The 22,987-nt window shown below is 50.1% G+C and carries 22 protein-coding genes; 9 read left to right on the forward strand and 13 right to left on the reverse strand.

What is annotated here, in order from left to right:
• Positions 1-103: 103 nt before the first annotated feature.
• The 7 genes from DWX00_RS08090 to DWX00_RS08120 all read left to right on the forward strand — a co-directional run bounded on the left by DWX00_RS08090 (position 104) and on the right by DWX00_RS08120 (position 7,473).
• Complete coding sequence (locus DWX00_RS08090; RefSeq protein ID WP_055227969.1) at positions 104-622, forward strand: peptidylprolyl isomerase; 519 nt, start codon at positions 104-106, stop codon at positions 620-622.
• 2 nt (positions 623-624) lie between these two features.
• Positions 625-1,155, forward strand: a complete 531-nt coding sequence (locus DWX00_RS08095; RefSeq protein WP_022462243.1) for a GNAT family N-acetyltransferase — start codon at positions 625-627, stop codon at positions 1,153-1,155.
• Between the two features lie 467 nt (positions 1,156-1,622).
• The gene (locus DWX00_RS08100; protein WP_055266396.1) at positions 1,623-2,882 is read left to right on the forward strand and encodes a saccharopine dehydrogenase family protein; all 1,260 of its coding nucleotides are present in this window, start codon (positions 1,623-1,625) and stop codon (positions 2,880-2,882) included.
• Between the two features lie 4 nt (positions 2,883-2,886).
• Positions 2,887-4,020 (forward strand): carboxynorspermidine decarboxylase, encoded by a 1,134-nt coding sequence (gene nspC, locus DWX00_RS08105; RefSeq protein ID WP_118595007.1) that lies wholly within the window; start codon positions 2,887-2,889, stop codon positions 4,018-4,020.
• Positions 3,992-5,122, forward strand: a complete 1,131-nt coding sequence (gene aguA / locus DWX00_RS08110; protein ID WP_118595009.1) for an agmatine deiminase — start codon at positions 3,992-3,994, stop codon at positions 5,120-5,122. Before nspC ends, aguA begins: the two co-directional genes overlap by 29 nt.
• Positions 5,119-5,997 carry an N-carbamoylputrescine amidase gene (gene aguB / locus DWX00_RS08115; RefSeq protein WP_118595011.1) on the forward strand — a complete coding sequence of 293 codons (879 nt, stop codon included), beginning with the start codon at positions 5,119-5,121 and terminating at the stop codon, positions 5,995-5,997. Before aguA ends, aguB begins: the two co-directional genes overlap by 4 nt.
• Before the next feature lie 78 nt (positions 5,998-6,075).
• Positions 6,076-7,473 carry a Na+/H+ antiporter NhaC family protein gene (locus DWX00_RS08120; protein WP_118595013.1) on the forward strand — a complete coding sequence of 466 codons (1,398 nt, stop codon included), beginning with the start codon at positions 6,076-6,078 and terminating at the stop codon, positions 7,471-7,473.
• A gap of 75 nt (positions 7,474-7,548) precedes the next feature.
• On the opposite strand, the gene atpC is transcribed toward DWX00_RS08120, so the two are convergent.
• The 12 genes from atpC to DWX00_RS08180 all read right to left on the reverse strand — a co-directional run bounded on the left by atpC (position 7,549) and on the right by DWX00_RS08180 (position 18,828).
• Entirely contained in the window at positions 7,549-7,950 is a 402-nt protein-coding gene (atpC, locus tag DWX00_RS08125; protein WP_022462237.1) for an ATP synthase F1 subunit epsilon, read from the reverse strand.
• Between the two features lie 14 nt (positions 7,951-7,964).
• Positions 7,965-9,365, reverse strand: coding sequence for a F0F1 ATP synthase subunit beta (gene atpD, locus DWX00_RS08130; protein ID WP_022462236.1), 1,401 nt, complete (start codon positions 9,363-9,365; stop codon positions 7,965-7,967).
• A 35-nt stretch (positions 9,366-9,400) separates the two neighbouring features.
• On the reverse strand, positions 9,401-10,267 hold the full coding sequence (gene atpG / locus DWX00_RS08135) for an ATP synthase F1 subunit gamma (RefSeq protein WP_055227962.1): 867 nt from the start codon (positions 10,265-10,267) through the stop codon (positions 9,401-9,403).
• Positions 10,268-10,285: 18 nt separating this feature from the next.
• Positions 10,286-11,815, reverse strand: a complete 1,530-nt coding sequence (atpA, locus tag DWX00_RS08140; RefSeq protein ID WP_055220549.1) for a F0F1 ATP synthase subunit alpha — start codon at positions 11,813-11,815, stop codon at positions 10,286-10,288.
• A 9-nt stretch (positions 11,816-11,824) separates the two neighbouring features.
• Complete coding sequence (atpH, locus tag DWX00_RS08145; RefSeq protein WP_118595015.1) at positions 11,825-12,364, reverse strand: ATP synthase F1 subunit delta; 540 nt, start codon at positions 12,362-12,364, stop codon at positions 11,825-11,827.
• The gene (gene atpF / locus DWX00_RS08150) at positions 12,361-12,864 is read right to left on the reverse strand and encodes a F0F1 ATP synthase subunit B (protein ID WP_022462448.1); all 504 of its coding nucleotides are present in this window, start codon (positions 12,862-12,864) and stop codon (positions 12,361-12,363) included. Before atpF ends, atpH begins: the two co-directional genes overlap by 4 nt.
• Before the next feature lie 37 nt (positions 12,865-12,901).
• Positions 12,902-13,180, reverse strand: a complete 279-nt coding sequence (gene atpE, locus DWX00_RS08155) for an ATP synthase F0 subunit C (protein WP_022462449.1) — start codon at positions 13,178-13,180, stop codon at positions 12,902-12,904.
• Between the two features lie 50 nt (positions 13,181-13,230).
• Positions 13,231-13,992, reverse strand: a complete 762-nt coding sequence (locus tag DWX00_RS08160) for a F0F1 ATP synthase subunit A (RefSeq protein WP_022462450.1) — start codon at positions 13,990-13,992, stop codon at positions 13,231-13,233.
• Positions 13,993-14,158: 166 nt separating this feature from the next.
• A complete protein-coding gene (locus DWX00_RS08165) occupies positions 14,159-14,581 on the reverse strand; it encodes a hypothetical protein (protein ID WP_055227959.1) in 423 nt (140 codons plus the stop codon).
• Positions 14,582-14,685: 104 nt separating this feature from the next.
• Positions 14,686-14,970 carry an AtpZ/AtpI family protein gene (locus DWX00_RS08170; protein WP_118595060.1) on the reverse strand — a complete coding sequence of 95 codons (285 nt, stop codon included), beginning with the start codon at positions 14,968-14,970 and terminating at the stop codon, positions 14,686-14,688.
• A gap of 267 nt (positions 14,971-15,237) precedes the next feature.
• The gene (locus tag DWX00_RS08175) at positions 15,238-17,835 is read right to left on the reverse strand and encodes an alpha-L-rhamnosidase (RefSeq protein ID WP_118595061.1); all 2,598 of its coding nucleotides are present in this window, start codon (positions 17,833-17,835) and stop codon (positions 15,238-15,240) included.
• A 411-nt stretch (positions 17,836-18,246) separates the two neighbouring features.
• Entirely contained in the window at positions 18,247-18,828 is a 582-nt protein-coding gene (locus DWX00_RS08180; RefSeq protein WP_243037986.1) for a nitroreductase family protein, read from the reverse strand.
• A 445-nt stretch (positions 18,829-19,273) separates the two neighbouring features.
• On the opposite strand from DWX00_RS08180, the gene DWX00_RS08185 reads away from it, so the two are divergent.
• Positions 19,274-20,350 (forward strand): NAD(P)H-dependent flavin oxidoreductase, encoded by a 1,077-nt coding sequence (locus DWX00_RS08185; protein WP_118595017.1) that lies wholly within the window; start codon positions 19,274-19,276, stop codon positions 20,348-20,350.
• Between the two features lie 124 nt (positions 20,351-20,474).
• Positions 20,475-21,848, forward strand: coding sequence for a sodium-dependent transporter (locus DWX00_RS08190; RefSeq protein WP_118595019.1), 1,374 nt, complete (start codon positions 20,475-20,477; stop codon positions 21,846-21,848).
• 91 nt (positions 21,849-21,939) lie between these two features.
• Here DWX00_RS08190 and DWX00_RS08195 read toward each other — a convergent pair whose 3' ends face one another.
• Positions 21,940-22,983 (reverse strand): sulfate/molybdate ABC transporter ATP-binding protein, encoded by a 1,044-nt coding sequence (locus DWX00_RS08195; RefSeq protein WP_118595021.1) that lies wholly within the window; start codon positions 22,981-22,983, stop codon positions 21,940-21,942.
• Positions 22,984-22,987: the final 4 nt, after the last annotated feature.

A 22,987-nucleotide genomic window follows, 5' to 3' on the forward strand; every position in this document is an offset into this window, starting at 1 on the left:
CTCCGGCAATCATCAAAAACATTCGTAATCCGCCCATTTTTCTTCGAAAAATGGCTGCTTACGTCTTATCAAGAAATCGTTTAAAAATCAGGAGGAAAACATTATGTCTAACCCAATCGTTACAATTACTATGGAAAACGGCGATGTGATGAAAGCAGAGCTTTACCCGGAAATCGCGCCGAACACCGTAAACAACTTCATCAGTCTGGTAAAAAAAGGCTTCTATGACGGCCTTATCTTCCACCGCGTCATCCCGGGATTCATGATCCAGGGCGGAGATCCTGCAGGCACAGGCGCCGGCGGCCCGGATTACTGCATCAAGGGTGAGTTCTCCCAGAACGGATTTGAGAACAACCTCGCACACACCCCAGGCGTTCTCTCCATGGCACGTACCATGTTCCCGGACAGCGCAGGAAGCCAGTTCTTCATCATGCACAAAGCTGCTCCGCATCTGGACGGCGCATACGCTGCTTTCGGAAAAGTAACAGAAGGCCTGGAAGTCGTAGATAAAATCGCATCTGTCAACACCGACTACAGCGACAAACCGCTGCAGCCGCAGAGAATGGCTACCGTTACCGTTGAGACCTTCGGCGTCGAGTATCCGGAACCGGAGAAATGCTAAGGATGAACGATGAACTGATGTTAGTTGAACCGTCGGAGGAATACTTCGCCGAACTCGCCGCCTACCGGAACGATTTTCTGGAAAACAGCGATTCCATGGACGGCTGCGGACCGCTTCGCCGGTTTGATGATATGAAGGCGTATCTTGAAGATACCATGCGGTATACCAGAGAGGAGACTCTGCCGGAGGGCATGGTTCTCGCAACACAGTTTCTGTGCATCCGCAAATCAGACAACCGCCTTGTCGGCATGATTCAGGTGCGCCACTACCTGAACGATTTTCTGCGCACCTTTGGCGGCCATATCGGCTACTCTGTCCGCCCGTCGGAACGCAGAAAAGGCTATGCCTCCTGGATGCTGAAAAATGTGCAGCCGTACTGCAAAAGCCTCGGCCTTTCCGAAATTCTGGTCTGCTGCCTGGATACCAACGAGGGAAGCCGCAGAACGATCCTGAAAAATGGCGGCCGGTTCGACGGCACCGCTTATCGTGCCGATGAAAACAAAACACTGGAGCGTTACTGGATCACCCTGTGATTTTTCTTCCATTTCGCATGGCTCTGAATAGTTTCACAAATTTTTCTTGACATCCATGTCATTTCACTTTATAATTTGGAACTGCAAGCGAACAATTCTGTTCTTATGCAAAATATATGCCTCTGGTAAAAAACCGACGGACAGGCAGGGGTAGTTGCCGAGCGTGGTTAAGAGCCACATTATTGATTGCGTTAAAAGCGCAAATTTTATGAGTTGATTACTTTATAATCGATGCTCTACGACGAGCACATCATCTTATGAAACGGTCAATAAGAGTACGTGACTATATATTTCTGCATAGGAAAACAGGGGGAAGCCTGGATTTTTGTCCATCCCCTGAAGTTTGCACAATACGATCATGTATAAATTTCGATTTTTAGACAGATGATGCACGTCATCTGTCTTTTTTTCGTGCTTATAGCCAAAGATGAACCCAACACCATTTTCTGAAAAAGGAGAACCAAACAATGTCCAAAGTTATGATCATCGGATGCGGCGGTGTTGCATCCGTAGCCATTCACAAATGCTGCCAGAACAGTGAAGTATTTTCTGAAATTATGATTGCAAGCCGCACCCTTTCCAAGTGCGATGCTTTAAAAGAAAAGCTGGCTCCGACCACAAAAACCATTATCACAACAGCAAAGGTGGATGCCGACTGCACAGAAGAATTAATCGCCTTAATCAAACAGTATCAGCCGGATGCCGTATTAAATCTGGCTCTTCCTTATCAGGATCTTACCATTATGGATGCCTGCCTCGCATGTAAGGTTCCTTACATCGATACTGCAAATTACGAAGCAGAAAATACGGATGATCCGGCATGGCGTGCAATCTACGAAAAGAGATGCGAAGAGCTTGGCTTTTCTGCTTACTTTGATTACTCCTGGCAGTGGGCCTATATGGACCGTTTCAAGGAAGCCGGCATCACCGGTCTTCTCGGAACCGGCTTTGACCCGGGCGTCACCAGTGTCTTTGCAGCCTATGCACAGAAACACTATTTCGATGAAATTCACACGATTGATATTCTGGACTGCAACGGCGGCGACCACGGATATCCGTTTGCAACCAACTTCAATCCGGAAATCAACCTCCGCGAGGTATCCGCTCCCGGCTCTTACTGGGAAAACGGCCACTGGGTAGAAATTCCGCCAATGTCGATCAAACGGGAATATAACTTCGATGAGGTAGGCGAGAAGGATATGTACCTTCTTCACCATGAAGAAATTGAGGCTCTTGCAAAAAATATCCCGGGCGTAAAAAGAATCCGCTTTTTCATGACCTTCGGCCAGAGCTATCTGACCCATATGAAATGTCTGGAAAATGTAGGACTTCTCTCCACCACTCCGATTACCTTCAACGGACAGCAGATCGTACCGATCCAGTTTTTAAAAGAGCTTCTCCCGGATCCTTCCACCCTTGGCCCGCGCACCGTGGGTAAAACCAACATCGGCTGTATTTTTACCGGTATCAAGGACGGAAAAGAAAGAAGCATTTACATTTACAATGTCTGTGACCACCAGGAATGCTACCGGGAAGTAGAGTCTCAGGCGATCTCCTACACCACCGGCGTTCCGGCCATGATCGGAACCATGATGGTCGTGAGCGGTCTCTGGAACAAGCCGGGTGTCTACACCACAGATGAATTCGATCCGGATCCGTATATGGAAGCACTCAACAAGTGGGGTCTTCCGTGGAAGGTCGTAGAAAATCCTGTTTTAGTAGATTAAGCCTATGTATAAGATAAACGAACTGCCAACTCCCTGTTTTGTCATTGATGAAGGCAAACTGGAAGAAAACTTAAAGATCCTGCACCAGGTAGAAGAACGCACCGGTGCAAAAATTCTGCTGGCTCAGAAATGCTTTTCCTGTTTTTCGGAATATCCGCTGATTGGAAAATATATCAGCGGAACGACTGCCAGCGGACTCTATGAGGCGCAGCTTGGCAAGGAAGAAATGGGGCTGGAGAATCATGTGTATTCTCCGGCCTACCGCCCGCAGGATATGGAAGAGCTCGCACAGATCTGCGATCATATTATTTTCAATTCAGAAAAGCAGCTCCGAACGTACCTCCCCGTACTTAAGGCTTCCGGAACCGCAAAAGCCGGACTTCGCATCAACCCGGAATGCTCCACGCAGGAAGGCCATGCGATTTATGATCCCTGTGCGCCCGGCTCCCGCATGGGCATCCGCGCCTGCGATTTTACAGACGAACTGGCCGATCTTGTGGACGGTCTTCATTTTCATACCCTCTGTGAACAGAATTCGGATGATCTGGAAACCACACTGCGCGCCGTGGAAGAAAAATTCGGCAAGTGGCTTTTTAAAATGAACTGGCTTAACATGGGAGGCGGACATCATATCACCCGTGAGGATTACGATATCGAACGCCTGATTTCCTGTATCAACCATATGAAAGAAACGTATGGTCTTCAGATTTACCTGGAGCCCGGGGAAGCAGTTGCCTTAAACGCAGGCTACAATGTCACGGAAGTTCTCGATATTGTTGAAAATAACGGAAAAATTTTAATTCTTGACACTTCCGCTGCCTGCCATATGCCGGATGTGCTTGAGATGCCGTACCGCCCTCCGCTCAAAGGCAGCGGACTGCCCGGGGAAAAGCCTTATACCTACCGCCTTTCCTGCAATACCTGCCTGGCGGGCGACGTAATCGGCGAATATTCCTTCGATTCCCAAATCCGGATCGGTGACAGACTGTATTTTGAAGATATGGCGATTTATTCGATGGTAAAAACCAATACCTTTAACGGAATCCCACTCCCTTCCATCGCGGTGATGGACAAAGCTGGAAACTGCCGAATGATAAAGGAGTTTGGATATGAAGATTTCAAAAACCGATTGTCTTAGAACCCCAAAAACCGATGGCTTTTACATGCCGGGCGAATTTGAGCCCCACGAAGGCACGCTGATGATCTGGCCGTGGCGCCCCGGTTCCTGGAATTACGGGGCAAAAGCGGCAAGAGCTGCATTTGCAGAAATTGCAGAAGCAATTGCCGCCTATGAGCAGGTTTATCTTTTCGTCCGGCCACAGGATAAAGCATCGGCACAGGAACTGCTTTCCTCCGACCGGATTCATCTGATCGAAGCCTCGACAGAGGATGCCTGGGCAAGAGATACCGGCGCTACGTTTGTGGTCAACGATCAGGGTGGGCGAAGAGGCATTCAATGGGAATTCAACGCCTGGGGCGGCCAGTATGACGGTCTGTACTCCCACTTTGAGCATGACCGTGAGGTTCCGGAACGAATCTGCAGTTTTCTCGGAGATTCCTTCTATAATGCCCGCCCCTTTGTTCTGGAAGGCGGCTCCATCCATGTTGACGGGGAAGGAACTCTGCTTACGACCGAAGAATGTCTGCTGAGTCCGGGGCGCAATCCTTCTCTTACAAAAGCGGAAATTGAAGAAAAGCTGCGGCAGTATCTTTCGGTCGAGAAAATCATCTGGCTGCCTTTTGGTATTTACAACGATGAAACCAACGGCCATATCGATAATATGTGCTGCTTTGTAAAGCCAGGAGAAGTACTTCTTGCCTGGACAGATGACGAAAACGATCCTCAGTATGCCAGAAGCAGGGCCGCTTTTGATCTTCTCTCCCATACCGTTGACGCGAAGGGACGAAGCTTTGTAATTCACAAGCTGCCCATTCCAAAGCATCCCATCTGTATTACAGAAGAAGATCTTCTCGGCTATGATTTTGAAGCTGGCGAAGATCAGCGGGAAGCCGGGGAACGCCTTGCCGCCAGCTATATCAATTTTTATCTTGCCAATCACTGTGTCCTTCTTCCCCGTTTCGGCGATGAAAACGATACCGTGGCTGCAGAAATTCTCGGAAAATGCTTTCCGGATCGACGGATCCTCCCTGTCGATGCACGCGTCATTCTGACCGGCGGAGGCAACATTCACTGTATTACCCAGCAGATTCCGGCAAAGAAAAGAGGAAACAGATTATGAGAAATATAAAAATTGCCGCACTGCAGTTTTCATGCTGCAGCCAGGTACAGGAAAATATAGACAAAGCAGAGACCATGGTCCGTGAAGCCGCTTCCAACGGCGCCAATCTCATCCTTCTTCCTGAATTATTTGAAAGACCGTATTTTTGTCAGGAAAAGCGATACGATTATTATGATTATGCCCTGCCTTTGACAGAAAATCCCGCTGTCCGGCGTTTTCAGGCCATTGCCGGAGAACTTGGAGTCGTGATTCCGGTCAGCTTTTATGAAAGAGATGTTCAGCGCCTGTTTAATTCCATTGCCATGATCGATGCAGACGGATCCATTCTTGGTGTTTACCGCAAGACCCATATCCCGGACGATCATTTTTATCAGGAAAAATTCTATTTCACTCCGGGAGATACGGGATTCAAAGTCTTTGAAACACGTTTTGGAACCGTCGGCGTCGGCATCTGCTGGGACCAGTGGTTTCCGGAAACAGCACGATGTATGGCTGTTCAGGGAGCTGAAATCCTGCTCTATCCTACCGCGATCGGAAGTGAGCCGATCCTGAATGTAGACAGCAGCGGGCACTGGCGACGCGTCATGCAGGGACATGCTGCCGCAAATCTTGTTCCGGTTGCTGCTGCAAACCGGATTGGTACCGAAACCGTAACGCCCTGTGAAGAAAATGGCGGCCAGTCCTCTTCTCTTACTTTCTACGGCTCTTCCTTTATTGCCGATGCAACCGGTGAACTTGTGGCATCTGCCGGAAGAGATACCGAGGAAATTCTGTACGCCTCCTTCGATCTGGATGCCCTGAGCGAAGAACGTTTTTCCTGGGGGCTTTTCCGCGACCGGCGGCCGGAAACTTATCGTATCATGACGAAACAGTAAAGCTCTGTCTCTTCCTGTTGTAACTCTTCCTACAGCGGTGCGCTGCATCACATATTCTAACTACAAAGGAGAACCGCTATGCAATATGGAGTTTTATGTCTGCTGCCGCCTGCGGCGATGCTGATTTTTGCATTAAAAACGAAAAAATCTTTCGAAGCTCTGATTTTCGGAACCCTGGTTGCCTATCTCATCATGTACAAAGCGGCTTTTATCGGACCCTGGTGTGATCTGCTGCTTTCGGAGATCAGCAACGCAGATAACCAGTATATTCTTCTTCTCTGCGGACTGTTCGGAGGCTTCATCTTCCTGCTCCGCGAGGCAAAAGGAACACTTGGTTTTTCCAACCTGTTAAGCCGCTTCTGTAAAAATGAACGGATCACCATGATGATGTCGGTATTTCTCGGAATCATTATTTTTGTCGATGACTATCTCAACATCATGACCGTTGGAACCTGTATGAAGGATGTCTGTGATAAACGAAAAGTCCCACGCCAGGCCCTTGCCTATATCATTGACTCAACCGGTGCACCTGTCTGTGCACTGATTCCCTTTTCCACCTGGGTAGTTTTTTATTCCGGTGTTTTTATTCAGGAACCGGGCATTCTCAATATGGGCTTTTCCACCGGTATGAGTGTTTACTTAAAAGTGCTTCCTTATATGTTTTATCCGATGACTGCACTTCTGGTTGTGGTTCTGTTTGCCTGCAAACTGATGCCAAAGCTCGGAAAAATGAAAGATGCCTATACCGATCTGGAAAAGAAAGAGCAGACACCGGAGCATCCAAAAATGCACAATGCCCCTTCCGTTGACATTGCCATGGCCGGAATGAGCGTTGATTACCCGCCCGAAAATACCAATGCCGGAAATATATTGGATTTTCTGATCCCCATCGGAATTCTGATCGGTGTGACCGTAGCCACACAGGATATGATGCAGGCGATTATTCTTGCTCTTGCTTCCTGTATGATTCTTTATCTTCCGCGAAAAAAAATGACCTTTACGCGGTACGTGGAACTGTTCTTTGCCGGCTTTGCAGATATTCTTCCGGTTCTCGCCATTCTTCTTGCATCCTTTATGATCAAGACTGCCTGCGGCGAAATGGGACTCTCGGAATACGTCATCAACCTGTGTGTTCCGTATATGAATGCCAAAACACTGGCAGCTATTATTTTTGTTGTCATTGCAGTTCTGACCTTTGTCACCAGCTCTTTCTGGGGAATTGAGGCCGTAGCCGTTTCCATCGTTGTTCCGCTTGCCATCGCCCTTGATGCTAATGTACTTCTGGCGCTTGGCGCTGTCGTATCCGGCGGTGTTTTCGGAAGCCATGCATGCTTCTATTCCGACGCAACGGTTCTTTCCTCCGCGACCTGCGAGATTGACAATATGTCACATGCCGTGTCGCAGTTTCCTTACGTCCTGATCAGTGCTGCTCTCGCCGTAGCAGGATTCTTAATCTGCGGAATTTTTGCTCTTTAAAAAGCACCCTTAAAATAAAAAAAGTCTTCGACGATCGGATTTTTCCAGATTCATCGAAGGCTTTTTTTTGTTTTTTTATTCTTTTACACTCAACCGCACCAGCGCACGCTGCAGCTTGGCTTCGGCAATACGGTATTCTTTATCTGTCAGACCGCCGTTTGCCAGCGCCTGCTCGGCCCTGTGTTTGGCAGCCTCGGCGCGCTCTGCATCAATATCCTCTTCCCACTCCCAGGTTGTTGCCAGGACACGGCAGACCCCGTTCATCATGGAAAGCATTCCGCCGATGCAGGCGGCATTTCTTCTCGTTCCGTCCTCCAGCACAATATGCGCCTCGCCCATACCGAGTGCAGTGCAGTAATTGCAGTGCCCAGGCAGAATTGCCAGGTCGCCGCTGATGGTTCTGCAGACAACGCGCGCTACGTCACCCTCATAGAGAAGTCCGTCCGGCGTGCCGACACGTAAAGGAAATGTACTCATACGTCATTCCTCCTTTACTGATTCAGTGCTTTTGCTTTTTCAAATACCTCGTCGATGGTACCTGCAAACAGGAAGCAGCTCTCCGGAAGATCGTCGCACTCGCCGTCAAGGATCATGCGGAATCCGCGCAGAGTTTCTTTTAACGGCACATATTTTCCTTCCATACCGGTAAACTGCTCCGCTACCGAGAAGCTCTGGGACAGGAAACGCTGTACCTTACGGGCACGGCTGACCGTCAGCTTATCCTCTTCGGACAGCTCGTCCATACCCATGATGGCGATAATGTCCTGCAGCTCTTTGTATCTCTGCAGCACCTGCTGTACGGCACGCGCTACCTCATAGTGCTCATGGCCTACGATTTCCGGTGTCAGGATACGGCTGGTAGAATCGAGCGGATCAACAGCCGGGTAAATACCCTGGCTGGAGATTTCACGGGAAAGTACCGTCGTGGCATCCAGATGGGTAAACGTTGTTGCCGGAGCCGGGTCGGTCAGGTCATCGGCCGGCACGTAAACAGCCTGTACCGATGTGATGGATCCCTTTCTTGTGGAAGTAATACGCTCCTGCAGTGCGCCCATCTCGGTTGCCAGCGTCGGCTGGTATCCTACTGCGGACGGCATACGGCCAAGCAGAGCCGAAACCTCGGAACCTGCCTGCGTAAATCGGAAAATATTATCGATGAACAGCAGCACATCCTGATTTTTCACATCACGGAAATATTCTGCCATGGTAAGGCCGGAAAGTCCGACACGCATACGCGCTCCCGGCGGCTCGTTCATCTGTCCATAGACCAGTGCTGTCTTGTCGATAACACCGCTCTCTTTCATCTCGTTGTAAAGGTCATTTCCTTCACGGGTACGCTCTCCGACACCGGTGAAAACGGAAAGTCCGCCGTGCGCCGTTGCCACGTTGTGGATCAGCTCCATGATAAGGACTGTTTTTCCAACGCCGGCACCGCCGAACAGACCGATTTTTCCGCCCTTGGCATACGGGCAGATCAGGTCAACGACCTTGATTCCGGTTTCGAGGATTTCCGTTGCCGGAACCTGTTCCTCATAGGACGGCGGATCGCGGTGGATCGGCCATTTTTCTGCTGTTTCCGGTGCCGGCTTATTGTCTACGGTCTCACCGAGCAGGTTGAACACGCGGCCTAAGCACTCCTCTCCGACCGGAACGGCGATCGGGCCGCCCGTGTCGACTGCTTTCGTTCCGCGGACAAGTCCGTCTGTGGACTTCATGGCAATGCAGCGAACCATGTTGTCGCCTGTCTGCTGCGCCACTTCCACAACCAGCTTCTCGCCGTGGTTGTCTATCTCGATGGCATTCAGAAGTGCCGGCAGCTCTCCTTCCGGAAAACGGATGTCCAGAACAGGACCCGTTACCTGCACAACCTCGCCAATGTGTTTTTCACTCATTTAACGACTTCTCCTCACTTTTCTTGTTTCCACTCTTACACGCCTTCCGCACCGCCGACGATCTCCGTGATCTCCTGCGTAATGCTTGCCTGACGGGCACGGTTGTAATACAGATTGAGCTGTTCAATCATCTCCTCTGCATTTCCCGTTGCCGCCTCCATTGCGGTACGGCGTGCCGCAAGCTCACTTGCCACACTCTCACAGATACCGCCGTAGATCAGGCCGCCTAAGTATTCCGGCACAATCGCTTCGAATACCTCGACACCGTTTGGCTCATACAGGATCAGATTCCGGATTTTTTTCGCTTCCGGATCCTCTCCGTCCTCTTTTGCAATGTCAATCAGAGGCAGGATAGGCACGGAAACCGGCATCTGCGACAGCATCGACACGAATTTTGTGTAACAAAGCTCCACATGTCCGAAGGTCCCTTTCCGGAACTCACGGCACAGTGCGCGCGCGATCTCAAAGCTGTCTGCCACGGAAAGATTTGCGATCTCGGCAAAGCTGTCCGTCAGGATTTCCAGCTTCCGGGATTTTGCATACTCCACTGCCTTTTTGCCGACCGGAACCACACAGATCTCTTTTCCTTTGGCATCTGCCTCAAAGCATCGGAACAGATTCGCGTTGTATCCGCCCGCAAGGCCGCGGTCTCCGGCAACCAGCACGTAGCAGCATTTCTCGTTTTTTGCCTCTTTTGCATAAATGGAATAGAATTCCGTGTTTCCTTTTGCAATATCCTGCAAAGTGCGGTACAGCTCCTGAAAATACGGACGGCAGGTATCAGCCCGCTCCTTCGCTTTTCGCAGCTTGGAGGACGCTACAAGTTCCATCGCCTTGGTAATCTGCATCGTGCTTTCGACACTTTTGATCCGCAGCTTTACGGCTTTCATGTTTGCAGCCATAGGCTCCTCCTTCTTTCCTTATTTTGCAGGTCTTGTATTGATAAAGTTTTCAGTGTACGATTCGAGCGCACTTTTCAGCTTCTCTTCGGTATCTGCCTCGAGTTTTCCGGTTGCGGAAATCTCCTGCATCACGGCAGCACCCTCTGCATCGGTATCAAGCCAGGTATACAGTCCGTCCTCATAGGCGCGGACATCCTCAGCTGCAACCTTTGACAGAATTCCTTTCGTTACCGCATAAAGAATGGCCACCTGTTTTTCTACCGGAACCGGTGCATTCTGGTTCTGTTTTAATACTTCCACGATACGCACACCCTGCTCCAGACGCGCCTTTGTATCGGCATCCAGATCGGATCCGAACTGTGCAAAACTTGCCAGCTCGCGGTACTGGGAATAGATCAGTTTCAGAGTTCCGGCTACCTTCTTCATCGCCTTAATCTGCGCATTTCCACCGACACGGGATACGGATACGCCAGGGTTTACCGCCGGCATAACGCCCGAGTGGAACAGCTCTGTCTCAAGGAAAATCTGTCCGTCTGTGATGGAGATGACGTTCGTCGGAATATAGGCGGAAATATCGCCTGCCTGGGTCTCAATGATCGGCAGTGCCGTCATGGAACCGCCGCCGTGTTCATCGTCCAGCTTTGCGGCACGCTCCAGAAGTCTGGAATGGAGATAGAAAACATCTCCCGGATAAGCCTCACGTCCCGGCGGGCGGCGGATCAGCAGGGAGAGTGCACGGTATGCAACCGCGTGCTTACTTAAGTCATCATAAATGATCAGCACATCTTTTCCCTGATACATAAAGTACTCGCCCATGGCACAGCCGGAATACGGTACGATATACTGCAGCGGGCTCGCTTCGGATGCCGTCGCTGCCACGACGATGGTGTACGCCATTGCGCCGTTCTTCTCAAGATTTTCTACTAAGGACGCTACTGTCGAACGTTTCTGTCCGATGGCAACGTAGATACAGATCACATCCTTGCCTTTCTGGTTCAGAATGGTATCGGTTGCAATCGTTGTCTTTCCGGTCTGACGGTCTCCGATGATCAGCTCTCGCTGACCTCTTCCGATCGGAACCATGGAATCGATCGCTTTAATACCGGTCTGCAGCGGCTGATTAACACCTTTTCTCTCACAGATGCCCGGTGCCGGGCTTTCAATCGGACGGTACTCTGCTGCCGTAATCGGGCCTGCGCCGTCGATTGGCTGGCCGAGCGCGTTGACAACGCGTCCGATCATACCTTCGCCGACCGGAACCGAAACGACCTTTCCCGTTCTTTTTACAAGCTGTCCCTCGCTGATGTTCTCGCCGGAACCGAATAAAACGACAGATACGCTGTTTTCCTCGAGGTTCTGTGCCATTCCATAGCTTCCATCCTCGAACTCCAGCAGCTCGCCCGCCATACAGTTCGAAAGACCGCTGGCTCTCGCGATTCCGTCTCCGACCATCAGAACGGTGCCTGTCTCATCCTGCCGGATCGCATTTTCATAATATTTGATCTGGCTGCGGATGACCTTGGATATTTCTTCTGGTTTCAGTTGCATGTTTTCCTCCTACACCACTGTATCGCTGATTCTTCTGGAAAGCTCGGACAAACGTCCCTTTACGGTTCCGTCAAACAGCTTTCCGTCGAGTTCTACGCGGACACCCGCCAGAACGGACGGATCGGTTTTCAGTTCCATCACGACCGTTTTTCCACTCATTGTTTCCAGTTTTTTCTTCAGAAGCTCTTCCTGTTCCTTCGACAGGGATGCTGCGCTCGTCACAACTGCCTCGGCAATGTTGTGCGCCGCAAAGTATCTGCGCTGAAACGCTTCCTGGCATCCGCCGAATTCCCGGAGAAGATTTTTTTCACACAGCAGTTTGATAAAATTGACCAAATACGGTTCCGCCTGGCTGCCAAATGCCGCGTCGATCAGCCCGATCCGCTCTTTTCGCGGAATCGAAGGCTCCGATAAAAGGCGCGGATACTCCGGGTTTTCCCGGAACAGAGCTCGGATCTCCTTCATCTCGGAAAGGATTTCCTCTTCGAGATGCTCCTCCTGGGCCAGCTCATACAGGCTCCCACCGTATACTCTGGCAGTTTCTGTCATGATGCTTCACCTACATTCGATATAAATTCATCTATCAGCTTCTCATGGTCTTTTTCATTAATCTCACGTTCAATGACCTTTCCGGCAATATCCATGGCAATGCCGCCGATCTCGCCTTTGACTTCATTGACCGCTTTCTTTTTCTCCTGGGCAATCTCTTTTTCTGCCTTGTTTTTCAGGGCAGCCGCCTGTTCGGAAGCCTCTTTTACGATTTTCTCGCTCTGCAGCGTTGCTGTCTTTCTGGCGCTTTCGAGAATCTCGTTGGCCTTTGCCTTGGCCTCCTGCATATTCTGCTCATATTCCTCTTTGATGGCGTTGGCTTCTTTTTTTGCCGCCTCTGCGTCTGTGATCTCCGCATCGGCTGCCGCACGCCGTTTTTCCAGCATCTCATTGATCGGTTTGAAAAGGAACCGTTTGATCAGATACATCTGGATGAAGAGGTTGCAGATCTGTGCGATAAAAGTCCAGGGGACAATTCCTACCAGTTCCTGAACCTGCATAGTTTCTTTCCTCCTAGCAATCATTTACTCCTTGCAACTATTTCAGGAAGTTCATGAACATTCCCGGTGCTACGAAGATCAGAAGCAGGCCGGTTACGAAACCGTAAATACCTGTGGTCTCTGCGATCGCACAGCCAAGAAGCATCGTACTTGTTACATCACCTTTGCATTCCGGCTGACGTCCGATTGCCTCAAGTGCCTTTGCTACGGCGTTACCTTCACCGATACCAGGTCCGATACCTGCGATCAGGGAGCATCCTGCGCCGATTGCGCATCCTGCGAGAGCGATACCTTTTGCTAAAATCTGAAAATCCATCTTGTTTTCCTCCTGTATTTTCTTTTTGTAAACCTCATTTTTTAATCTCTTTAGCCTTCCTCTGCTGCATTCGCAATGTACATGACAGTCAGCATACAGAAAATAAAGGCCTGCATCACGCCGGAGAACCAGTCAAAATAGACCGACAGAACAGCCGGGACACCGACGTCCAGAATCGGGATCTGTGAAAGGGTTCTTCCGAGCACGCCGGGAAGCAGTCCCAGCAGCTTTCCACTTGCCAGTGCCAGCGATCCGTAGATCAGGGCATTGATGACAACGCCGGAAAGAATGTTTCCAAAGTGACGGCACGCCATACTGATCGGCGTTGCGAGCTCCGACAAAACGTTAAACGGTGTCATAACCGCAATCGGAGTCGTGAAGCCCTTCAGATATCCGCCAAAACCGTTGGTTTTGATCTTCTGTGTGGTGATCATGATGAAAACCACAACAGCCCAGGCCGCCTCAGTGGAAAGATCTGCTGTCGGACTTCGAAGTCCGATCAGGCTGATCAGGTTCGAGACAACGCTGGTCGCGAAAAGCGCCGACACAAAAGGAATCAGATAGCGGAATTTTTCTCCCATGTTGCCGATGACAAATTTGTTTGCGGTTTCCACAATCATTTCTGCCACCGCCTGGCGTTTGGAGATGTTCCGTATCTTCAAATCTCTTGTGAGCCAGATGCAAAGTCCGGTAATGAGTGCCATTACAATCCAGCTTACCACCAGCGTTTCGCTGATCTGAATTTTCCCGAACAGCGGAAAATCGATCGGGATCGTAAAAAAGACTTTTGCACCGGAGATATCAACCTCCATTCTCTTTTCTCACCTCCTCTGTATGAGATAAAATAAAAAATTTGAACCTTTTGTCAAAGCGGATCTTCACAATCCGCTTCGCTGCTTGCTCATAACCGAATCGCTGCTTCGCAGTTTCGGTTCAAAAACGCCGTCCCGTCTTTGCGGCTTTCGCCAAAGATCAGGTTCAGCGCTTTATGCTGTTTTTTATGCCCTTCAGCTTGATGGCCGTTCCCGGAATTAAAAGCGGCAGGATTCCTGCGGCAAACTGGAAGCATGGAAGCACAATCGCCAGAATTGCCCAGAGCATCTGCATCAGGTTTCTCTGCGAATAGCTTGCCTGCATCCGCCGTTTTGCTCCCGCCTCGTCTGTCTCGGACACTGCTTTTTGTACTGCCATGCCCATCAGGAAAAAGTTCAGCACCGCAACGGCACCGCCTCCGATTCCCCCGAGGATCACCCGATAGTCAAATGGGATTTTTTCCGGCCAGATCAGATGCAGGATCAGAAACCCGACCCACATCACAACCACGCCGACAACAGTATAGATGGCAACATTTTTCGTCTCCTTTTTTACGGCCGGCTGGACCTTGTCTCCGAAATTGCTCATATCGCCTTGTTTCCTTTCTAAGGGATTTTCCCCTTAAAATCAGTCTGAAATCTTTTCTCTGCCACTTGATCTTCGTCAACTGTGAAAACTTTTTCAGACACGTTCTAAATATGTCGGTTGAAAGACACCCGCTTTTTCTTCTTTTTTCCGTCCGGCTCCGTCTCGATGCGTTTCTGATGCTGCAGAACGCTCTGCCCGAATTTCCAGGCTGTCACGGCACCGCCTCCGATGCCGAAAAAAAAGCCGATCAGATAAATCCATGTTCCAACCGAAAAGCGGTCGCAAAGCCACCAGCAGAGTGCCAGACAAAGAAAAAGAGGCGTCACAAGGGACAGTCCGAATTGTGTCAACATTGTGAGATTGGTAATCATCCCCGTCCACTTCTTCATATCCTGTCCCTTTCTGCCGCCTCTTTTTGTCGGACCCTCGGATCTGTGTCTTGTTTCATTTTCTCCAAAACACACTTCCATTTTTGTAACCGCTTAGTCAGATTGTACCATAAACGTTTTCATAAGACAAATGAATTTGTATATTTTCCAAATTATTTGTTTTTATTTATATTCTTTTCATAATAATTGGAACAATTTTCTCATTTTGTCCCATTGCAAAATTGCAGCTTTCACCTTGCTTCTTATTTTTTGAAAAAAACTGCGGTTTTATTCCACACATACTGCCGTTTTTTCTTTCCAACCGGAAAGCTGATAGCTTACCTCATAGTGTCCCGGCTCCAGCAGGTATCTACCGTTTTCTTCTGATCCGAGCACTTCTGCAACCGCTTCTTTTTCACTTTTGGCAACCATTGGAAGTACGGCCTCTGCGGTACAGTCGAACGGAACATCCATGGTGATGGTCACGTGCTCTTTGTCGGAAAGCTCCCAGCGAATGCTGTACATTCCCGATGCAGAATCATATTTTGCCTCTGCATACCTCAAATCCCAGTTCAGCGTCGGTGCAAACTGTACGGTCCTGACACCCGGATGGGATTCCATCGTGTTGATGCCGGCAACGTGACGGAACATCCATTCCTGGATGGAGCCGTAAGCATAATGGTTCATACTGTTCATACTGATGCCGGAAATCGTACCGTCCGCAAGAAGGGAATTCCAGCGTTCCCAGACGGTAGTTGCACCAAGCTTAACCTCATAAAGCCAACCCGGAAATTCCTCGTTCAGCAACAGTTCGTAGGCAAGATCATTCATGCCGTTGTCGGTGAGCACATTGTTCAGCAATGGTGTTCCGACAAATCCCGTCTTCAGTTTGTGGTTACTCTGCTCAAACAGCTTCAGAAGCTGCCGTTTTGTCAGCTCTTCGTTCTTTGACAGATGGTATTTCAGCGTCAGCAGCAGCGCCGTCTGTGTTTTTATGCAGCAGCGGCCTGTTGCGCTGTAATATTCTTCCTGTACCACAGCAAACTGCTCCTCGGACAGCTTCTGATACTTCTCCTGCTCCTCGCGGTATCCCAGCACACCGGCCGCTTTTGCCACGATTCCTGCGCTGATCGCATAATACAGGTTTGCAATAAACTCCTCGTCCGTTGCACCCATGACCTGCTCAGCGCCCTGCACCGGATTGTCAAGCGCCAGCCAGTCGCCAAAGTGGAATACATATCTCCAGCCATGGTTGTCCCCATCCACTTTCGTGATGTAGTCCACCCACGATTTCATGCTCACAAACTGATCTTCCAGAATGCTCTTGTCCCCGTAAAACAGATACAGATTCCACGGAATGATGCACGCCGCATCGCCCCAGACACACGCTGCATCCTCGACGCCGCACGACGGCACCACGTGCGGCACCTTTCCACCGAGCACGCTCTGCTCTTTTGCCATGTCGTACAGGTATTTTGCATAGAATGCATACGTATCTTCGAGATACATCGCCGTCGGCGAGAATACCTGCGCATCTCCCGTCCATCCCATACGCTCGTCACGCTGCGGGCAGTCGGTTGGAACATCTACAAAATTGCACTTTAAGCCCCAGCGCACATTGCTGATGAGCTGATTGACCAAATCACTTCCTGTTTTCATCCAGCCTGTCGCTGTGATGTTGCTGTAATAAGAAAGACCCGTGAAATCCTCTTTTTTCAGATCCGGAATGCCTTCGATCTTCACGTAACGGTAGCCGTAGAACGTAAAATGCGGCACAAGATCCATTTCGGTTCCATCGGAAATATAGATGTATTCGGATTTTGCACTCCGCAGATTGTCATTGTAGAAATTGCCGCGCTGCAAAATCTCACCTGTCTGAACATGAATTTTGGTTCCTGCCGGCACGTTGACATGCAGCTTGAAAATTCCCGTAAACTCCTGCCCCATATCGAAGACCAGCTCGCCGGCCGGAGTATGAAGCAGTTCTTTAGGTTCAAACGTCTCATGAATCGTCACCGGAAGGCTCATGCGTTCCGTCAGTTCTCCTTTTGGTGCCTCACAAAAAACCGCCTTCTCCAATGGCAGTTCCGACAGCGTGTCGTCCCGGTGCTCACCGTCGTAAAGATTCGAGAATGCAATTTTACTGCGCCGCACCTGCCACGATTCATCCGTGCCAATCATCTCTTCCGAACCGTCCGCATACGTCAGATGCAGCTCCGCAATCAGCTTCCACTCATTGCCGTAAAATCCCTTGTCCTCAAACGCACTGAATCCAAACCGCGCCTTGTACCAGCCGTTTCCAAGCAGCACACGGAGCATTCCCTGTTTTGAAACCTCCTCTGTCACATCATACGTCTGATACTGTACCCATTCATTGTAATCATTGCTGTACGGCGTCAGGTACTCATCCCCGACACGCTTCTCATCCACATACACCTCATACAGTCCAAGTCCGCAGACATACAGCCTGGCCTTCGCTACCTCTTTTGCCGGAACAATTTCTTTTTCAAAATATGGATGACGGTTCTCCTTACTGTCACAGGAAATCCATTTTCCTGTCCATGCTTCATTCCGTTTTCCGGTCTCAAAAAACTGTACTTCACTCACCGCCGTCTCCCCGGCATCACTGCCCGCTTCCACGTTCCAGTAATACCGCGTTCTCGGCTCCAGATCCAGCTTCACCGGATAGAAAAGACTGCTCGCCTTATCATCCTCTCCGGAATCAAACAGCAGATGCTCCATCGCTGCATCCGATGCTACACGGATTCTCGCATAGCTCTGTTTTTTTCCTTCCGCGTCTTTCACTTTCCAGGAAAAGACCGTTCTCTCCATTCGGAACCCCATTGGATTTTCCAGATGATTCACCTGTGCGTGATAAATTTTCATTTCAATATCCTCCTCCACCTTATTTTTGAAAATTCCCCCATTTTTTCTCATTTTATCATGATCCCTTTCGAGAAAAAAGGTTCTGTTTTGCAGGAAAAAACATCTTTATTTGCACCATTTCCTGCCCACCAGACATCTCCCGGATTGCCAGAAAGTATGGGACATTTTCCCTTTTTCGGGCTACACCGAAACTAATAAGAGCCTGTGCTTTCCTTTCCCCTCCGCCGCAGTGCGATCCTGCCCGGAGGGCTTTTTACTTTACAGGAAAATTCAACGAAGTTTCCTGTAAAGTAAAAAAATGCCGGATTCTTTGAACCGCCCCAAGAAATCAGATTTTTTAGATCTAACTTTTTAGGACGGTTCATCCGACATTTTTCCGGAATTTTCCGGCTCTATCTTCAGTTTCTATCTTCAGTTCAGCAATTCATCCGCCAGCGTTCTCTTCGGCACATAGTGCACATCATTTTCATCCCGGTAATAATTCGTATTCCCATCCTCCGGCACATCTACCAGATGAATCTCCTCCGCCGGTTTTCCAAACGCCACAATCAAAAGCGGCCGGATCTCCTCAGGCAGTCCAAGCACTTCCATCACCTCGCCCGCCTGAAAATTCCCGATCATGCAGCCGCCAAGCCCCTGCTCCACAGCCGCAAGCAGCATCGTCTGCGCCACAATCCCGACATCCTTCTGATACCGGTTCAGATTCTCATCAATCCCCTTATCCTGACAGATCACAACAAAGCCCGTCGGCCGTTTCCCCGGATGCGGCAAAACCATCTCCGGCAGCGCCCGCGCCCACTTCGTCAGTCCCTGCACCTTCTCCACATCTTCCGGCTCCCACGCCAGAAAATACTTCAACGGCTGCTTATTCACACTCGAAGGACAAAGCCGCGCGCAATCCACAAACCCTTCCAACGTCTCCCGCGAAATCCTCACCGACTCATCAAAACCACGATAACTCCTGTTTTTTAATACCAGATCCTTTAACATCATTCTTCATCCTCCCGTCTTAACTTTTCTTTCTATCTCCCACTCTACCACACCTCCCACCCCCCTATCAATCACCTTTTTCTCATTTTCCCTCTTGACATACTTTGATATTCAAAGTATTATATATCTAGTTTTCAAAACCATATAGTAAGGTTTTTAACATTACATTTTTACCAATACCAGATCCCGTGCCCGCCGCCGTGTCGGGGATGTTCCTCCAGGATGGCGCATTTGCAGGAGGCCTGCAAACTCTTAGGCTATGGAATTTTGCGTTGCTTGAAAAAACGGCACTGTCTGAGTGCAGCGAGTTCGCCGTTTTTTCAAGCGCCCTTAGCAAAATCCCAAAGCCTTAGAGTTTCCTGGCCTCCGAAACCGCGCCATCCTGGAGGAACATCCCCGGCGCGGCGGCGGGCACGGGATCGTCCATTTATCAAAAAGGAGAATTCATATGTTACCAAATTTAAAAATAGGAAATCTCACCGCCAAATACCCCATCATCCAAGGCGGAATGGGCGTCGGCATCAGCCTCTCATCCCTCGCCGGTGCCGTTGCCAAAGCCGGCGGAATCGGCGTCATCTCCGCTGCCCAGCCCGGCTGGCGCGATCCGGAATTCGCGCGTGATCCCTTAAGCGCCAATCTTCGCGCCCTCGCCTTCCACATCCGCCGCGCCAAAGAAATTTCAAACGGCGGCATCATCGGCGTCAATATCATGTGCGCCCTGACCCACTACGAGGAATACGTCCGCTGCTGCATCGAAAACGGAGCCGATCTCATCATCTCCGGGGCCGGTCTCCCGACCGATCTGCCAAAATACATAAAGGGAAGCTCCATCAAGCTCGCCCCTATCGTTTCCCCTCCCCGGACTGCCAAGGTTCTTCTGAAGCTTTGGGACAATCACTATCACCGCGTTCCTGATCTCGTTGTCATCGAAGGTCCTGCAGCCGGAGGCCATCTCGGCTACTCCGCCGAAACCGTGGAAGAAACAGCACGGCGCGGCTACGATGACGAAATCCGGGAAATTCTGCAGATTGTACATGGCTACGAAGAAAAATATGCCTGTACCATCCCCGTCGTCTTTGCCGGAGGCGTCTACACCCATGAGGATATCCTTCACTATCTGTCGCTTGGCTGCGCAGGCGTCCAGATGGCTACCCGTTTCGTTGTCACGGAAGAATGCGATGCCGATCCCCGCTACAAACAGGCATACCTGAATGCAAAAAAAGAAGATATCACGATCATGCACAGTCCGGTCGGCATGCCGGGCCGCGCAATCCGCAATCCGTTTCTGACGGAACGCGAACAGGAACGGGAAAAAATCTCACACTGCTACCAGTGCCTCAAAAAATGCGACAAAGCCTCCATTCCCTACTGTATTACCACAGCCCTGGCCCGCGCTGCCGATGGCGATACCGACAACGCTCTTCTTTTCTGCGGGGAAAACGCATGGCGTCTCGATCACATGACCACTGTGCCGGAGCTGATGGCGGAACTGGCCGGGGAATCCCTGCCGGACAGCAAAAAATAAAAAATTTAGTAGTGACTTTCCTTCCCAATAATGTTACAATCTTCTTTATGGTGTCAGCATAAAAAATCTTCAAGAACTGACCATAAACCCAAAATTTTTGTAACACACAAAAGGAAGGAACTCTATGAACAAACACAACAAATCCCGCAGCTCGTTTTCCGGCAAAATCGGTTACGTGCTGGCTGCAGCAGGCGCTTCCGTCGGACTTGGAAATATCTGGCGTTTTCCCTACCTCGCAGCAAAATACGGCGGAGGAATTTTCCTCCTCATTTATATCCTGCTGGCGCTCACCTTCGGCTACTCCATGATCGTTGCCGAGTCCGCCATCGGACGCATGACACGAAAAAGCCCGGTCGGCGCTTTCCAGTCGTTCGGCAAATCGAAATGGCTTTCCGCCGGGGGCTGGATCAACGCCATTATCCCGATTCTGATCGTTCCATACTACTCTGTCATCGGAGGATGGGTCATCAAATATCTGATCGAATACGTGAAGGGCAACAGTACCCTGCTCGCAGAGGACGGCTATTTTTCCGGCTTCATCTCAAACGGAGTTTCCACAGAGCTCTGTTTTGCCGTTTTCTGCCTTATTACGGTCGCCATCATCTACGCCGGTGTGCGAAACGGCATTGAACGCGTTTCCAAGGTGATGATGCCGATTCTGATCGTCCTTTCCGTTATCATTACCGTTTATTCCGTAACAAGACCGGGCGCACTGGCAGGCGTGAAGTATTTCCTTGTTCCGAACCTCAAAAACTTTTCATGGATGTCCGTTGTTGCCGCCATGGGACAGATGTTCTACTCCCTCTCGATTGCGATGGGTATTCTGATCACCTTTGGCTCCTACATGAAAAAAGACACCTCGATTGAGGATTCCACACGCAACGTCGAAATCTTTGACACTGCCATTGCGATCATGGCAGGCCTGATGATCATTCCTGCCGTCTTTGCCTTCTCCGGCGGAAATCCGGATACCCTGCAGGCAGGACCTTCCCTGATGTTTATCACCATCCCGAAGGTATTCGCCAATATGGGCTTTGGCACTGTGATCGGTATTCTGTTTTTCCTTCTGGTGCTGTTTGCCGCACTGACCAGCTCCATTGCATTGACAGAAAGCGCCGTTTCCACCTTTGAGGATGAGCTCGGCTGGGGCCGTAAAAAATCGACCGTTCTGATCGGCGTTATCATGATTACGCTCGGAACGCTCTCCTGCCTTGGCTACGGACCGTTTTCCTCCGTCACCATTCTTGGCATGCAGTTCCTGGATTTCTTCGACTTCCTGACAAACTCCGTAATGATGCCAATTGCTGCCATTGCCACCTGTCTTCTCGTTTCGAGAGTCATCGGTGTGGCAAAAATCGAGGAAGAAATCATCCATGGCGAGAGCCGCTTCCGCAGAAAGAAAATCTTTCTTGTCATGATCCAGTATCTCTGCCCGGTGTTTGCACTGATCATTCTGTTCAGTTCCGTGGCAAATGCATTCGGCTGGATCACCATGTAATGAATCTGTAAACGATGAAAAAAGATTGTTTTCGAAACACGATCACGATTTCGAAAACAATCTTTTTTTATCCAAATCTGTCACACCAGCATCAGGAATCCGTCAGCAGCAGAATATCTTCCTCCTTCAGATACAGCTCCTTTGGAATCCCCATTTCCGGGCTCCAGTCTGTTTTTGCGATCTTCCACTGCAGCCAGCTGCATTCGGCATTCTTCCGGAACGAAATGTTCCATTCAAACGGATCTTCCCAGATTTCGGATTCGTTGACCGGAAATACATTTTCCTCACCCGGCCTTTCTACTGTGGCCAGAAAATGTGCCCGGATGCCGACTGCGCGGATATCGTCTGCAATTTCCCGCTCCTTTACGTGCAGCGTTACGCCCCAGTCCACGGCCCGCAGCGTGTGCGCATCCACCCGCTCGGCCGCCGAAATGTTCTTGCAGCCCGACAAAATTGCCGCTGTGCGCGTCTTCGGATTCTGGAAAAATTCCTTCAGCGGTTCCATGACTTCCATCTTTCCCCGGTTCATACAGCTGACCGTATCGCAGAGGCAGTACACCTCATCGCGGTTGTGTGATACGAAGATGACCGGTTTTCCGGCCTCCTTCAGATGTTTGTACATCTCCTGCTCCAACTGCCATTTCAGATAGGTATCGAGCGCTGAAAACGGCTCGTCGAGCAGAATCAGCTCCGGCTCTGCTGCGAGCATCCGTGCCATCGCGACGCGCTGTTTCTGTCCGCCGGAAAGCTGTCCCGGGATCTTTTTCTCCAGCCCTTCCAGCTGAAACTGGCGGATCAACGATTCCGTCCGGCTCCGGTCCGGCCGTTTTCCCATGCCTGCCTCAATATTCTGCACAACATTCATATGCGGAAACAGGGCGTAATCCTGGAACATATAACCGACTTTCCGCTTCTGCGGCGGCAGATTGATTTTTTTCTCCGAATCAAACAGCACCTTGCCGTCAAGGACAATCCGCCCTTCATCCGGCTTTTCGATTCCGGCGATGCACTTTAAGGTCATGCTTTTTCCACAGCCCGACGCGCCGAGAATCGCAAAAATCTCCCGCTCCGCCCGGAACTGCATATGCATAAAAAATCCGTCCAGCTTTTTCGTAATATCTACTTCAAGCGCCATTCTT

Origin of the sequence: Blautia sp. AF17-9LB (genome assembly GCF_003479185.1) — a bacterium.
Lineage (GTDB): Bacteria > Bacillota > Clostridia > Lachnospirales > Lachnospiraceae > Fusicatenibacter > Fusicatenibacter saccharivorans.